Genomic DNA, 15260 nt, shown 5'->3' on the forward strand with positions numbered 1-15260 from the left:
GCCGCCCGCTGCAACACAACGGGCGTCGATTGATAACAGGAACCGGCTCAGACTAACAAGCCGGTTTTTCGCAAAGTCCCTGTCATTGTTAAGAAACGTTGCCACCGGCAGATGAGGGCGGCAATTCGACGAACAGGCGCAAGGCGCTCACAGGCAGGGGCTGCCGGCGGATGACGGCGGCCAGATCGGCCTCGTTCGGGGACAGGAAAATGTCGAGTTCCACTTCGCCCTCGAGATAATGTGCGCGCAGCTGCGACAACTGCAGCCGACGCTCCCCCAGGGCGGCGTTGGTCAGAGCCAGCAGATTTTCGCGCGACGGCAGCCCCAGATTGGCCGGTCCGTCGGCATGGTCGGCGTCGATATGGATGGTGACATCGGCGACGGGGAACCGGGCAAGCACGTTCTGCCGCGCTTGCAGCGCCACCTGATGGCCTTCGGAAACGCTGATATGGCTGTCGACCAGCAAATGCGCTTCGACCAGAGCCAGGTCGCCGGTCTTGCGTGTCCGCATGTCGTGGGCGTTGACCACACCCTCGGTCGCCGACAGCACGGCGCGCATGGCCGCGACTTCCGCTTCTTCCAGGCCGCGGTCCATCAGATCCTGCAGCGCCTCGTAGCCGAATTCCCAACCCATTTTGAGCACCATGAAACCGACCAGTGCGGCGGCCAGCGGATCGAGCAGGGGCAGGCCGGACACGTTGCCGACAATACCGAGAGCGACCACCAGCGACGAAGCCGCATCCGAACGCGCGTGCCAGGCATTGGCCACCAGCATGCTCGACTTCACTCGCCGCGCGATCCTCAACATGTAGCGAAACAGGCATTCTTTGGCGACCAGCGCGATCAGCGCCACCCACAGGGCCACCAGATGCACGCGTGGAATCAGGGTCGGGTCGCGAAATTTCAGTGCCGAACTCCACAACATGCCAATGCCCACCGCCAGCAACAACACGCCGAGCACCAGCGACGCCGCCGTCTCGAAGCGGAAGTGGCCATAGGGATGGTCCTCGTCCGCCTCCTTGTGACTGTAGCGGTTGGCCAGCAGCACGACGAAGTCGGCGACGAGATCGGACAGCGAATGCACGCCATCGGCCACCAGTGCGCTGGAGCGGGCGAAGAGGCCGACGCCTATCTGTATCGTGGACAGCAAGACGTTGACCGCAACACTGACCAGCGTACTGACTCTCGCGGCTGCCTGCCTGCCACCGCCCGTTTCTCGCGACAACTGCGCAAGATCGTTTTCCATAATGACGACTCCTCAAGCCCACCTTTTAGATTACGCGCGCAAGCTTACCTTAAAGTTAAGTTCGCCCGCACCGCATAGAGACAAGCCTTATGCAGTCTTTTGCCATATAATTCGCCGATTATCCGCTAGAAACCGCCCACTCCGTCGTCGCCGGCTCCCGCGTCCGGCGCGAGGCGGCCGGCACTCTTATCCACAGGAGCACCATGTCGACATTGCAAGCCGTTCTTTTCGCCATCATGCAGGGTATCACCGAGCTGTTCCCGATCAGCAGTCTCGGCCACGGTGTCGTTCTTCCCGACCTGCTGCACTGGACCTTCGACCGCCAGAGCCCGACCTTTCTGCCTTTCATGGTCGTGCTGCACCTGGGTACCGCCGCCGCGCTGCTCCTGTACTTCCGCAAGGACTGGATCGAACTGATCGGCGGATTCCTGCGCGCCGGCGGCCGTCCGAGCAACGAGCATTCGCGCCTGGTATGGCGGCTGGTGGTCGGCACCGTTCCGGCCGGCCTGCTCGGGCTGTTGCTGGAGAAAAAACTGCGCCTGCTGTTCGGCAACACCACCATCGTCCTGGCCGTGCTCATCGTCAACGGCATCATCCTGATCGCCGGCGATCATCTGCGGCACCGCGGACGCGGGCGCGATCTGGACACGCTCAGCTACGGCGATGCCTTCCGCATCGGCATCGCCCAGGCGCTGGCGCTGATTCCCGGCGTATCCCGTTCCGGCGTGACCCTGATCGCAGGCCTGAACACCGGCCTCGACTACGCGTCCGCCGCGCGCTACTCCTTCTTGCTCGCCACCCCGATCATCGGCGCCGCCGGCCTGCTCGAAGTTCCGAAGCTGTTGCATCTCGGAGACCAGATTCACCTGGGCATGGTCGCAGCCTGCGGCGTTGTCGCCGGTATTTTCGCCTATCTGAGCACCTGGATTCTGATGCGTTACTTCAACAAGCATGAAATCTCGGCACTGCGCCCCTTCGGCTGGTACTGCATCGCGCTGGGCGCATTCGGCCTGGCGATGAAATTCATTTGATCCCGACCCGGAGACCTTTATGGCAGAAGAGAAGAAAGAACCCTGGCTCAGTTATCTGGCACTGACCACCGTCATTCTTGCTGTGTGCGCCACCCTGTCGACATTCAAGGGCGGCGGCTATTCGACCAAAAGCGTGATCAGCCAGGCGCAGGCATCCGATCAGTGGGCCTTTTATCAGGCCAAGGCGATCAAGGGCTATTTGTATCAGGTGCAACGCGACCAGATGCAGGTCGAACTCGACGGCATGCCCCCCGATGCGACGGCGGCCCGCCGCGATGCGCTTCTCGCGCGGATTGCCGACTACGACAAGAAGATCAAGAAATACGAGCAGGAAAAAACCGTGATCCAGCAGGATGCACGCAAGCTGGAGTCGACCCGCGACGAGGCGTCGCGGCATGGCCAGCCTTTTGGCGTGGCGGTGATCTTCCTGCAAGTCGCGATTCTGATCAGTTCCATCGCCGGCCTGTTCAAGCGCAAGGGCCTGTGGCTGCTGGCGCTGCCGGTCGGCGTCGCCGGGCTGATCTACTTCGCAGACGGTTTCTTTCTGTTCTTCTGACTCCTGACCGCGGGCGGGCGCCCGCCCGCGGTCTTCACGTCGCCAGCACGTCGAACAACCAGCTGCGGAATGCCTGGATCTTGGGCAGAGCCGCACTCTCTTCGGCGTAGACCAAGTAATAGGCCCAATCCGTTTCCAACACCAGACCGAACGGTTGCACCAGCCGTCCGCGCGCGACGTCCTCACCGATCATGGAGACCTGCGCCAGCGACACCCCCATGCCGCGCACGGCAGCGTGCAATGCATACTCGAGCGCATCGAACTGGATACCGCCGTCAGGATCGACCTGATCGGCACCGGCCAGCTGCAGCCATTGCCGCCAGCCGTCCTGCCCGCGCCACGGATGCAACAGAGTGAAATGGCGCAAATCGTTGGGACAGGCCAGCGTCGGCCCGCCTTCGAGCAGGGCAGGCGAGCAGACAGGCACCAGCTGCTCGCGATTGATGCAGTCGTAGACCAGGCCGGTCTCCATTCCCGGCTGCACCAGTCCCTCGATCGCGACATCGCATTCGGCACGGTCGAAATAGCCGCTGGTCTGAGTGTGGGTCATCAAATGCAGGGTGTACGCGGGAAAGCGCGATCGAAAGTCCGGAAGATTTGGCAGAATCCAGCGCATCGCCGGGGTTGGCGGCACGCGCAGCCGAATGTCGCCCTGGCTCGCACGCAGCGCTTCGCCGGCCTCGGCCAGCAGATCAAAAGCCTTGCGCACCGCAGGCAGCAGCGCAAGCCCCTCTGCGGTCAAGGCCAGCCCGCGCGCGTGGCGCAGAAACAGGGGCGTCGCATAATGGCCTTCCAGCGTCTGGATCTGCCGGCTGACCGCCCCCTGAGTCAGATGCAGCTGACGTGCGGCAGCGGTAAACGACAGGTGCTCGGCCACGACCAGAAATACGCGCAAGGCATTCAATGGCAGTAAACGCATACTGCATTCAGCTCCTGCATGCCAATAAGCCATGAGTTTTACTCATGCTCGGCATGATTATATCTACTTTGTCATTATCGCACGCCCCCATTATGCTAGGAGAAAATTCCTAGAAAAAACAAACGGATCTGATCTTTATGCTGGCTACAACCAAAAAAATCCTGTTTTCCCTGCTGCCGGCCCCCGAGCTGGAGAAATTCCGGCCCCTCATGGCCGCCGCCCGTTCCGCGCTCGCCATGTCGCTTCCGCTGGTGTTATCGCAGGCCGCCCAGACCAGCGTCATGTTCATCGACTCGATGCTGATGGGTCGGCTCGGCCCGCAAGCATTGGCTGGCGGGGCGCTCGCATTGACAAGTTACTACTTCTGCATCGTCCTGGCGTTCGGCATGACTGCGGCCTGCGGCAATCTGGTCGCGCTCGCCCATGGTGCCGACGACCGGCGCGGGGTGGTCGCGGCCACGCGCGCCTGCCTCTTGCTCTGTCTGGTCGCCTCCCTCGTCATCGGCATCGCCTTATGGAATGCCGAACCGGTCATGATATGGCTGGGACAACCGCGCGATACGGCGCACAGCGCCGCCGGCTTCCTGCATTTTCTGGTGTGGTCGATGCCGTTCAACCTGATGTTCCTGACGCTGCGCAACTTTGCCTCCGGTATCGGGCGCCCGGGTCCGGTTCCGTTCATCACCCTGCTCGCGCTCTTGTTCGCCCCCGGCTGCGGCTGGCTGCTGTCGCAGGGCATCGGCAGCTGGCACGGCATGGGGCTGGACGGCATAGCCTTGTCTTCGGCGCTGACCTTCAGCCTGATCGGGCTGGTGTTCGCCCTGGTGGTCAGCCGCGCCGACGGTTTCGCCGATTACCGCCTGTTTGCCGGTTTCGGGCGTCGCGACGCCTCCGCGCTCGGCACGCTGCTCAAGCAGGGCCTCCCGTCCGCCGGCACCATGGGGCTGGAAGGCGCGATGTTCACCTGCAGCGCCTACCTGATGGGCGCGCAAGGCGCCGCCGCCCTCGCCGCGCACCAGGGCATGCTGCAATTGCTCAATGCGAGCTTTATCGTGCCGCTCGGACTCAGCTATGGGGTATCGATGTGCGTGGGGCAGGCGGCGGGCGCCGGCGAATTCGAGAAGGTGAAACTGCTCGCCCGCGTCGGATTGCTGGCGGTGGCGGCATGGACGCTGATGACGACGCTCGCGCTGCTGCTGGCCCCGGAGGCCCTGATCGGCTTGTTCCTGCCGGACGATGTCGCCGGTGCCGACGCCGCGCGCCAGGCCGCGCTGCTACTGGCCCCCATCGCCGCCGCGCTATGCCTGGTCGACGGTCTGCAAGTGGTGCTCAGCGGCGTGCTGCGCGCCCTCAAGGACGCCACCTCGACCATGGTCATCTACTCGCTGGGCTGTACCCTGGTCGGCATCCCGCTGGCGTGGTTCCTGTCCCGGCACGGCCTGGGTCCGCGCGGGGTCTGGGTCGGCATGCTCGCGGGCCTGGTGAGCGTCAGCCTGCTGATGCTGTTGCGGGTGCGCTATATGAACGCCCGGCTGACAGCCGGGCGCTGGAGGGGGTGAAGGGGCTCAATCGGCGAGCAGCGCCAGTTGCTCGGCCTGATGTTCGGCGCTCAAGGCTTCGGTCAGTTCGAACAGATCGCCGTCCATGACCGCATCGAGCTTGTACAACGTGAGATTGATGCGGTGGTCGGTGATCCGCCCCTGCGGGAAATTGTAGGTGCGGATGCGCTCGCTGCGATCGCCCGACCCGACCAGACTTTTGCGTTCGGCCGCTTCCTTGGCCTGCGCCTCGCGCTGGCGCGCATCCATGATGCGCGCCGCCAGCACCGCCAGCGCGCGCGCCTTGTTCTTGTGCTGCGAACGGTCGTCCTGGCACTCGACCACGATGCCGGTGGGCAAGTGGATGACGCGCACGGCGGAGTCGGTCTTGTTGATATGCTGGCCGCCGGCCCCCGAGGCGCGAAACGTATCGATGCGCAACTCGGCCGGGTTGATCTGGACATCCTCGACTTCGTCCGCTTCCGCCATCACCGCCACGGTGCAGGCTGAGGTGTGGATGCGGCCCTGGGTTTCGGTCACCGGCACGCGCTGCACGCGATGGCCGCCCGACTCGAACTTGAGCTTGGAATAGGCGCCGAAGCCGACGATGCGCGCGATCACTTCCTTGTAGCCGCCGAGATCCGACTCGGAAGACGATACGATTTCCACCTGCCACCGGCTGCGCTCGGCAAAGCGGGTATACATGCGCAGCAGGTCGCCGGCGAACAAGGCGGCCTCGTCGCCGCCGGTACCCGCACGGATTTCCAGGAAAATATTGCGCTCGTCGTTGGGGTCGCGCGGCAGCAGGCGCTTCTGCAAGTCGATTTCCAGCGCTTCCAGGCGCTTGCGCCCGGCATCGATCTCGGCCTGGGCAAAATCCTTCATCTCGGCATCGGACAGCATCTCGTGCGCGGTGACGATGTCGGCGTCGCACTGGCGCCAGGCCTGATACGCCTCCACGACCGGAGTCAGCTCGGCGTGTTCGCGCGTCAGTTTGCGGTATTGCTCCATGTCCTGCGTCACCCCTTCCTGCACCAGCAGGTGGGTTACTTCCTCCAGCCTCTCGACCAGTTGGGATAATTTGGTCGCGATCGACGCTTTCATTCAGACTCCGACTGTATTCGATAAAGACGCGCGACCGCTTGCACCAATTGGTCACGGTCGGCACCGCCGCCGCTGGACAGGGCCTGGGTCGGCGGATGCATCAGTTTGTTGGTCAGCTGGACCGACAGGATTTCCAGCACTTTCTGCGGATCTTCGCCGCGCGCCAGCTGCTTCTGCGCCGCTTCCAGCGCCAAGCGCCGGATACGGTCGCTCTCGTCGCGCAAGGCCCGGATCAACGGCACCGTCTGCCGCCGCTTGATCCAGTCGGCGAACTCGGCGGCACGCGATGTAATGATGGTTTCCGCCTCTTCCGCCGCGAACTGGCGCGCTTCGCGGCCGACTTCGACGACGCTGGCAATATCGTCGACGGTATAGAGGAACACGTCGTTGAGCGCACCGGCTTCGGCTTCGATATCGCGCGGCACGGCCAGGTCGAGCATGAACATCGGACGATGGCGCCGCACCTTGATCGCGCGCTCGACCATGCCCTTGCCGAGAATCGGCAGCTGGCTCGCGGTGGACGTCACCACCACATCGTAGCGCGATAACAGATCGGGCAGCGCCGCCAGCGTCACGGCGTTGCCACCGAAACGCTCGGCGAGCGCCTGCGCACGCTCCAGCGTGCGATTGGCTACGGTAATACAGGACGGTCCGCGCGCGGCGAAATGCGTCGCCACCAGCTCGATCATTTCGCCGGCGCCGATAAACAAAACGTTCAGCTCGCCTATGGTCGGAAAAATCTGTTCGGCCAGCTTGACCGCGGCGGCGGCCATCGAGACCGAATTGGCGCCGACACCGGTTTTGCTGCGAACTTCCTTGGCCACGGCGAAGGTTTTCTGAAACAGGCCGTTGAGCAGGACGCCGAGCGTGCCGACCTGCTCGGCCGTACGCACGGCATCCTTGATCTGGCCCAGAATCTGCGTCTCGCCCAGCACCATCGAATCCAGGCCGCTCGCGACGCGGAAGGCATGGCGCGCGGCTTCATCGCCATTGAGACGGTAGAGATAGGGCTGCAACTCGGCGGCGGGCAGACCGTGGTAACGCGACAGCCACTCCAGAGCCGCCCCGTCGTCGCTGCTCGCGCAGTAGATCTCGGTTCGGTTGCAGGTCGACAGAATCGCCGCTTCCCTGGCTGCCTGCGTCGCGACCAGACTGGCCAGCGCCTCGGGCAGCGTCTGCGCCGGAAAAGCAAGCTTTTCCCTGACGGAAAGCGGCGCAGTTTGATGATTGAGACCGAAAGCGAGCAGGGACATGGGCGGATTGGTCCGCAGATTAAAGGAAATCATTTTAGCCTAAGTTGCCTTCCGCGTCCCGGAACCGGCCCCAGGTCGTCCCGAATGCGTTCCCTAGCACGGGGCGAAGCGTTACCATGGAATAACCTTGCAAGCCAGGAACCACGATGTCTCTCAATCTAGCCGATATACGCCAGGAATACAGCCAGCGCGAGTTGTCTCCCCAGGAGTGCCTTCCGGATGCCATCGCGCAATTCGAGTGCTGGCTGAACGAAGCCATGACCTCGCAAGTGCACGAACCGACCGCCATGCATGTCGCCACTGTCGGCTCAGACGGCAGGCCCAGCGGGCGCATCCTGTTGCTCAAGGGCGTGCAGAACGGACGTTTCGTGTTCTTCACCAATTATCAGAGCCGAAAAGGCCAGGCGATCGACTACAACCCGGCGGTGGCGCTGACCTTTTTCTGGCCGGAGCTCGAACGCCAGGTCCGCATCGAAGGCATGGTCACGCGCCTGAACGACGAAGCCTCGGATGCCTACTTCGCGAGCCGCCCCTATACCAGCCGCCTGGGCGCCTGGGCTTCCGACCAGAGCCGCGAAATTCCATCCAAGGCCGAACTGATCAAGCGCGCCGCCCTGTTCGGCGTACGCTACCCGCTCAAAGTGCCGCGCCCCCCGCATTGGGGCGGCTTCGCCGTCTGCGCCGACCGCATCGAATTCTGGCAGGGACGCCCGAGCCGCCTGCACGACCGCGTGCTCTTCCTGCTGCAGGAGGACGGCAGCTGGAGCACCTCGCGTCTCGCGCCGTAAGCCGCGACGACTGGCACTAGGGCCTGTTGCCTCCCTCTCTTGACTAGCCGAAAGACCAGCAGCCAAATCTTCCCGATTGCCCGCTAGATAGGACATGCGCATCGATTGCCATATCGATGTCTGATGCCACATCACCATATCGGATCGAGGAGATTCATCATGCCCTCTTGCCTGTCGCATGGCCGGGCCCTGGCTGTCGCCGGCATCGCCCTTTCCCAGGCCGCTTTTGCCGCCGACCGCATCGAAGCCGAGCGGGCCGGCCCGCTCGGCCCGCTGGCGCAGGGCGCCGGCTTCGTCCAGTCCGGCGACTGGGTCGCCGCCCGGCAGCAGCAGCTGCCCAACGGCACCGTCGTCACCCGCTACCAGCAGTACTATCGCGGCCTGCCGCTATGGGACAACGCCGTCGTCGCCGAGCGCCGCGTCGGCATCGTCGACGACACCCGGCAGAGCGGCGACGTCATTACCAATATCCAGCAGGACCTCGCCAGCGTCACGCCGGCACTGAGCCCGCTGCAGGCGCAGGCCATCGCCAGCGCCGGGATCGGTGCCGGCTTCGCACGCCGCGACGGGAACGCCCGCCTGGTGATCCGGCTGGACCAGAACGACCGCGCGCAACTCATATATCTGGTGTCCTTCCTGCTGGCGACGCCGCAGCCGTCGCGCCCGCACTTCCTCATCGACGCCAACAGCGGCCGGATCGTGAAACAATGGGAAGGCCTCGCCGATGATTTCGCCTATGGGCCGGGCGGCAATACGAAAACAGGGCGCTACGAGTACGGCACGCTCTACGGCCCCTTGCTCGTGGGCAAGCGCTGCACGATGGACAACGGCGACGTCGCCGCCTTCGACATGGAACACGAAACCGACGCCGCGCCGCGCAGCCCCTTCCGCTTCGACTGCCCGCGCAACACCTACCAGACGATCAACGGGGCCTGGTCGCCGCTCAACGACGCCTTTTTTTTCGGCAACGTCACGCTGAAGATGTATAAGGACTGGTTCGGTCAACCGCCCATCAAGGGCAAGCTGCGACTTAATGTCCACTTCGGCAAACGCTATGCCAACGCTTTCTGGGACGGCAGCAGCATGAATTTCGGCGACGGCAACGACGAACTGTTCCCGCTGGTCTCGCTGGATGTGACGGCGCACGAGATCAGCCACGGTTTTACCGAGAATCATTCCAGCCTGATTTACGAAGGCCAGTCGGGAGGCATGAACGAGGCGTTCTCGGATATGGCCGGCGCGGCAGCCGAGTTCTATCTGCGCGGCAAAAGCAGCTGGCTGGTCGGACATGACGTGGTGAAGGGCAAAGGGGCCTTGCGCTATATGACGGAGCCCACCCGCGACGGCAAGTCGATCGCCGATGCGCGTCATTTCAAAAAAGGCATGAATCCGCACCTTAGCAGCGGCGTCTACAACAAGGCTTTCCATCTGCTGGCGAGCAGCCGCGGCTGGGACAGCCGCAAGGCGTTCGAAGTCTTCGCCGACGCCAACCGTTTGTACTGGAACGAAGAAACCGGCTTCAACCAGGGCGCGTGCGGGGTGAGACGGGCCGCTCTCAACCGCGCCTATCCGCGAGCCGATGTGGACAACGCATTCGACAAGGTCGGCGTTCAGTGCCCGCGCTCGCGCCGCGGCAGCTGAAAGCGGGGCGGGGACCGGACGGCCCCCGCCGACCGCTCACTCGGGATCGACGATGACCGCGACGCGCCACTTGCGCGGCATCAGCTTGCCGCGCTTGCCACGCTTGCCGAGGAATTCGGCCAGGGCCAGCTTCTCCTCGCTCGCGCGACCGCGCGAGGACTGCACCGACAGGCGGGCCTTGTCCTGGCTGACCAAGCCGATCGCGTCGAGCGCTTCGCCGTCATCGAGCTGCATCAGCATCAAACCGCGGCCCTTGGCCATCTCGCGCAACTCGGCGGCCGGGAAGGCCAATAGCCGGCCATTGTCTGCCGCCGCAACCAGGGTCAGGGCGGCCAGTTCCGCCGCGGTCCGGATCGCGACCGGCGCAAGCAGGTTTTCGCCTGTTTCCAGCGTCATGAATGCCTTGCCGGCCTTGACCCGGCTCGTCATGTCGCTGATGCGCGCGATGAAACCGTATCCCCCGGAACCGGCCACCACATAGCGGGCGTTCTCCGGCGCCCCCAGCAATTCGACGACACGGGCGCCGTCCTGCACATCGACCAGCGAGGTGACCGGTACGCCGTCGCCGCGGCCGGTAGGAACATCGGCGACATCGATCGTATAGCTGCGGCCACGGTTGTCCAGCGCCACCAGCGGCCACACCGTGCGCGTCTCGACGACACGGTACAAGGCATCGCCATCCTTGAAGGTCAGCGCGCCCAGCTCGAGATTGTGGCCGACGCGGGCGCGCAGCCAACCCTTCTGCGACATGATCAGCGTCACCGGCTCATCGGCGGTGCTCTGCGTCAGCACCGCCCGTTCGGCCTGGCGAATCTCGCTGCGGCGGGCGTCGCCGTACTTGGCGGCATCGGCGCGGATTTCGTCCATGATCAGCGTGCGGCGCGCCTCGTCATCGCCCAGCAGGTGGCGCAAGCCTTCGCGTTCTTCGCGCAGGCCGGTCAACTCTTTCTCCAGCTTGAAGCCTTCCAGCCGCGCCAGCTGACGCAGGCGGATTTCAAGAATGTCCTCGGCCTGCGCCTCGGACAGTCCAAAACTCTTGATCAGGTCGATCTTTGGGTCGTCCGCCTCGCGGATCACCCGGATCACCTCCTCGATATGGATGAAGGCAATCATGCGGCCTTCAAGCACATGGATGCGCTTTTCCACTTGCGACAGACGGTGCTCGAGCCGGCGCGTCACAGTCGCATGACGGAAGGCGATCCACTCGCTGAGAATCGCGCGCAAGCCTTTCTGCGCCGGACGACCATCCAGGCCGATCATGACCAGATTGAACGGTGCATTGCCCTCCAGACTGGTCTGGGCCAGCAACAGGCGGATGAACTCGTCCGGATCCTGCCGGCTGGATTTGGGCTCGAACACCAGCCTGACCGGATGTTGCCCGTCCGACTCGTCGCGCACGCGATCGAGTACCGACAGCATCAGGCTTTTCAGGTTTTGCTGCTCCTGCGACAGGGCTTTCTTGCCCGGCCTCAGCTTCGGATTGGTTGCCTCCTCGATTTCGGCCAGGACCTTCTGCGCCGAACTGCCGGGGGGCATTTCGGTCACGATCACGCGCCACTGGCCGCGCGCCAGACGCTCGACTTCGTAGCGCGCCCGCACGCGCACCGAGCCGCGACCGCTCTTGTAAGCCGCCAGGATGTCCTGCTGCGGCGTAATGATCTGCCCGCCGCCGGGGAAATCGGGGCCCGGAACGTATTCCATCAGCGCGGCGTCATCCAGGTCGGGATCTTCCAGCAACGCCACACAGGCCGCGGCGACCTCGCGCAGATTGTGCGGCGGGATTTCGGTGGCCATGCCGACCGCGATCCCCGACGCTCCGTTGAGCAAAACCATCGGCAAGCGCGCCGGCAACAAGCGCGGCTCGTCGAAGGCGCCGTCGTAGTTGGGGACAAAATCCACGGTCCCCATATCCAGTTCGGACAGCAGCAGATCCGCGATCGGTGTCAGCCGGGCCTCGGTATACCGCATCGCCGCGGCACCGTCGCCATCGCGACTGCCGAAGTTGCCCTGGCCATCGATCAGCGGATAGCGCAGGGTGAAATCCTGAGCCATGCGCACCAGCGCTTCATAGGCCGAGCTATCGCCGTGCGGATGGTACTTGCCGAGTATCTCGCCCACCACGCGCGCCGACTTGACCGGTTTGGCCCCCGCGGCAAGCCCCATATCGCGCATTGCGTAGAGAATCCGCCGCTGCACGGGTTTCTGGCCGTCCGCCACTTCGGGCAGCGCGCGCCCCTTGACCACGCTCATGGCGTATTCGAGATAGGCGCGTTCGGCATACTCGTCCAGCGCAATCCACTCGCCATCGGCAGCAGCGGGCGGCGGCGGGCTCAGCGGAGGCGGAGGCGGAGGTACAGCATCGGCATCGGCATCGACATCGTCGGCAAACAGATCGTCTTTCATCTTTAAAAGTGTTCGTTTCGCAGCGCGCTTGCGCATGCTATTTTGGTTGACCGCGGCAGCAAGGGGCGGGCCCGCCGCAGCATCGCTTCGACACAAGCGGCCCGGCCCCGCTTCACGGGCCCTGCCGCATGCGCTCCCGCAGCGGCAGGATGCCCGATCATCGGAGGATTGTACATGGACAGCCGACTCAGATGGCAATGCCACGCTTTCGCCGAGTTTACCCCGCTCGGCTTGTACCGGATGCTGCAACTTCGCGATCAGGTTTTCGTACTGGAGCAACAATCCCTCTACGGCGACGTCGACGGACTCGACCCCGAAGCCCTGCATGTGTGCGGGAACGACGAGCACGGATGCCTGCAAGCCTATGCCCGCCTGCTTGCGCCAGGTGTCAAATACCCGGATGCGGTGGCCGTGGGCCGGGTCGTGATCGCGGCCGCTCATCGCGGGCGAGGGCGCGGACGGGAACTGATGCTGAGGGTGCTGGACGAGGCAGCCCGCCACTATCCGGGGGTCGCGCAAAAACTGTCGGCCCAGTGCACGGCCATGGCCTTCTACCAGTCGCTGGGCTTTGTCACTTGCTCGGATGTCTACGACGATGGAGGCATAGATCATGTTGATATGTGGCGCGATGGGGATATATCGACACCGAATGCGCGATGTGGTGGCGGCGCGGTTGCTGCGACGCCTTCAAATCGGGGATAATTTGCGAATCTCGCAACGGTCAGCGCAGCCCTCCTGCCATGCACTGTTGCCCCCGGATTTCCCCACCGAATCGAGGTTTCACGTAAATGGTTACCCGAACCGAGCTTGCCAATGCCATCCGTTTCCTGGCGATGGATGCCGTCGAACAGTCCAAATCCGGCCATCCCGGCATGCCCATGGGCATGGCCGACATCGCCGAAGTCCTGTGGCGCGACCACCTGAAGCATAACCCGGCCCATCCCGAGTGGTTCGATCGCGACCGTTTCGTGCTGTCGAACGGCCACGGCTCCATGCTGTTGTACAGTCTGCTGCACCTGACCGGCTACGACCTTTCCCTCGACGATCTGAAAAACTTCCGTCAGCTGCACTCCAAGACGCCGGGGCACCCTGAATACGGCTATACCCCTGGCGTGGAAACGACGACCGGCCCGCTGGGGCAGGGCATTTCCAACGCCGTCGGCATGGCGCTGGCCGAGAAGGCGCTGGCGACCGAGTTCAACCGCGACGGCTTCCCCGTCGTCGACCACCATACCTGGGTCTTCCTCGGCGACGGCTGCCTGATGGAAGGCATCTCGCACGAAGCCTGCTCGCTGGCCGGCACCTGGGGCCTGGGCAAGCTGATCGCCTTCTACGACGATAACGGGATCTCCATCGATGGCGACGTCGAAGGCTGGTTCACCGACGACACGCCGGCCCGCTTCAATGCCTATGGCTGGCAAGTCATCCCCAACGTCAACGGCCACGATCCCGAAGAGATCTCCATCGCGATCGAAACCGCCAAGCGCGACACCAGCCGCCCGACGCTGATCTGCTGCAAGACCACCATCGGTTTCGGCGCGCCGAACAAGCAGGGCGGCCACGATGTGCACGGCGCACCGCTGGGCGCGGCCGAAGTCGCTGCCGCACGGGTCCATCTGAAGTGGCCGCACGCGCCGTTCACGATTCCGGCCGACATCGCCAGCGCCTGGAATCGCGTCGAAGCCGGCACCCGCAAGGAAAACGACTGGAATGCCCTGTTCGCGCGTTACCGCGCCGCGCATCCGCAACTGGCCACCGAATTCGAACGTCGCATGTCGCGCCATCTGCCGGAACACTGGGAGGCGCATGTCGCGGCCAAGATGGCCGAAGTCAATGCCAAGGCCGAAACCATCGCCACCCGCAAGGCCTCGCAGAACGCCATCATCGCTTTCGCGGAGGCGCTGCCGGAACTCGTCGGCGGTTCGGCCGACCTGACCCCCTCCAACCTGACCAACTGGCCGGGTTCGCGCGACTACGAGCCCGCGCGCGGCGGCAATTACATCCACTACGGCGTGCGGGAATTCGGCATGGCCGCGATCATCAACGGGATGACGCTGCACGGCGGACTCAAGCCGTTCGGCGCGACTTTCCTGATGTTCAGCGAATATGCGCGCAACGCCCTGCGCATGGCTGCGCTGATGAAGATCAATCCGATCTTCGTCTTCACCCACGATTCGATCGGCCTCGGCGAAGACGGTCCGACTCACCAGCCGGTGGAACAGGTCTCCACCTTGCGCCTGATTCCGAACATGGCGCTGTGGCGGCCATGCGATACCGTCGAGTCGATGGCGGCCTGGGCCGATGCGCTGTCGGCCAAGGACCACCCGAGCTGCATGGTGTTCAGCCGTCAGAACCTGCCCTTCGTGGCACGCGACGCCGCACAGCTGGATGCCATCCGCCGCGGCGGCTATGTCTTGAAAGACGGCGCGCAAGCACCGCGCGCCGTCCTGATCGCCACCGGCTCCGAAGTCGAACTGGCGTTGAAGGCACAGGCGGTGCTGGCCGAGCAGGGCATCGCGGTACGAGTGGTTTCGATGCCGTGCACGCTGCTGTTCGATCGTCAGGACAAAGCCTGGCAGGCAAGCGTGTTGCCTGCCGGCGTGCCGCGCCTGGCCATCGAAGCCGGCGTAAGCGACTTCTGGCGCAAATATGTCGGCCTCGAAGGCGATGTGATCGGCCTCGACCGCTTCGGCGAATCGGCTCCTGCGGCGGTACTGTTCAAGGAATTCGGCTTCACCGTCGACAACGTCGTGGCACGCACCCAGGCCCTGCTGGCATAAA

General features: G+C 64.1%; 12 protein-coding genes. 7 read left to right on the forward strand and 5 right to left on the reverse strand.

The window, feature by feature from the left end; genetic code table 11:
• Window positions 1-88: 88 nt before the first annotated feature.
• The gene (locus G520_RS21920) at window positions 89-1246 is read right to left on the reverse strand and encodes a cation diffusion facilitator family transporter (protein WP_051229186.1); all 1158 of its coding nucleotides are present in this window, start codon (window positions 1244-1246) and stop codon (window positions 89-91) included.
• A 203-nt stretch (window positions 1247-1449) separates the two neighbouring features.
• Between G520_RS21920 and G520_RS0106975 the strand changes: the two genes are divergently transcribed.
• Together G520_RS0106975 and G520_RS0106980 are read left to right on the forward strand one after the other, a co-directional pair.
• A complete protein-coding gene (locus tag G520_RS0106975; RefSeq protein WP_028535023.1) occupies window positions 1450-2277 on the forward strand; it encodes an undecaprenyl-diphosphate phosphatase in 828 nt (275 codons plus the stop codon).
• Window positions 2278-2296: 19 nt separating this feature from the next.
• Window positions 2297-2833, forward strand: coding sequence for a DUF4337 domain-containing protein (locus G520_RS0106980; RefSeq protein WP_028535024.1), 537 nt, complete (start codon window positions 2297-2299; stop codon window positions 2831-2833).
• A gap of 34 nt (window positions 2834-2867) precedes the next feature.
• Here the strand turns inward: G520_RS0106980 and G520_RS0106985 are convergent, their stop codons facing one another.
• Window positions 2868-3752, reverse strand: coding sequence for a LysR substrate-binding domain-containing protein (locus G520_RS0106985; protein ID WP_036665604.1), 885 nt, complete (start codon window positions 3750-3752; stop codon window positions 2868-2870).
• A gap of 137 nt (window positions 3753-3889) precedes the next feature.
• Between G520_RS0106985 and G520_RS0106990 the strand changes: the two genes are divergently transcribed.
• Window positions 3890-5311 carry an MATE family efflux transporter gene (locus G520_RS0106990; protein ID WP_028535026.1) on the forward strand — a complete coding sequence of 474 codons (1422 nt, stop codon included), beginning with the start codon at window positions 3890-3892 and terminating at the stop codon, window positions 5309-5311.
• A 6-nt stretch (window positions 5312-5317) separates the two neighbouring features.
• Here G520_RS0106990 and prfA read toward each other — a convergent pair whose 3' ends face one another.
• Together prfA and hemA are read right to left on the reverse strand one after the other, a co-directional pair.
• A complete protein-coding gene (gene prfA / locus G520_RS0106995; RefSeq protein WP_028535027.1) occupies window positions 5318-6394 on the reverse strand; it encodes a peptide chain release factor 1 in 1077 nt (358 codons plus the stop codon).
• Window positions 6391-7647, reverse strand: coding sequence for a glutamyl-tRNA reductase (gene hemA / locus G520_RS0107000; RefSeq protein ID WP_028535028.1), 1257 nt, complete (start codon window positions 7645-7647; stop codon window positions 6391-6393). The genes prfA and hemA overlap by 4 nt, the downstream gene beginning before the upstream one ends.
• 146 nt (window positions 7648-7793) lie before the next feature.
• On the opposite strand from hemA, the gene pdxH reads away from it, so the two are divergent.
• Together pdxH and G520_RS0107010 are read left to right on the forward strand one after the other, a co-directional pair.
• On the forward strand, window positions 7794-8435 hold the full coding sequence (pdxH, locus tag G520_RS0107005; RefSeq protein WP_028535029.1) for a pyridoxamine 5'-phosphate oxidase: 642 nt from the start codon (window positions 7794-7796) through the stop codon (window positions 8433-8435).
• Window positions 8436-8594: 159 nt separating this feature from the next.
• The gene (locus tag G520_RS0107010) at window positions 8595-10076 is read left to right on the forward strand and encodes a M4 family metallopeptidase (protein ID WP_051229188.1); all 1482 of its coding nucleotides are present in this window, start codon (window positions 8595-8597) and stop codon (window positions 10074-10076) included.
• 36 nt (window positions 10077-10112) lie between these two features.
• Here G520_RS0107010 and parC read toward each other — a convergent pair whose 3' ends face one another.
• On the reverse strand, window positions 10113-12479 hold the full coding sequence (parC, locus tag G520_RS0107015) for a DNA topoisomerase IV subunit A (protein WP_028535031.1): 2367 nt from the start codon (window positions 12477-12479) through the stop codon (window positions 10113-10115).
• A gap of 174 nt (window positions 12480-12653) precedes the next feature.
• Between parC and G520_RS21925 the strand changes: the two genes are divergently transcribed.
• Both G520_RS21925 and tkt read left to right on the forward strand, forming a co-directional pair.
• Complete coding sequence (locus G520_RS21925) at window positions 12654-13181, forward strand: GNAT family N-acetyltransferase (protein WP_084637515.1); 528 nt, start codon at window positions 12654-12656, stop codon at window positions 13179-13181.
• An 86-nt stretch (window positions 13182-13267) separates the two neighbouring features.
• Window positions 13268-15259: a transketolase gene (gene tkt / locus G520_RS0107025; RefSeq protein ID WP_028535032.1), complete on the forward strand. Its 1992-nt coding sequence runs from the start codon at window positions 13268-13270 to the stop codon at window positions 15257-15259.
• Window position 15260: the final 1 nt, after the last annotated feature.

The organism is Paludibacterium yongneupense DSM 18731 (assembly GCF_000422925.1).
Classification (GTDB): Bacteria; Pseudomonadota; Gammaproteobacteria; order Burkholderiales; family Chromobacteriaceae; genus Paludibacterium; species Paludibacterium yongneupense.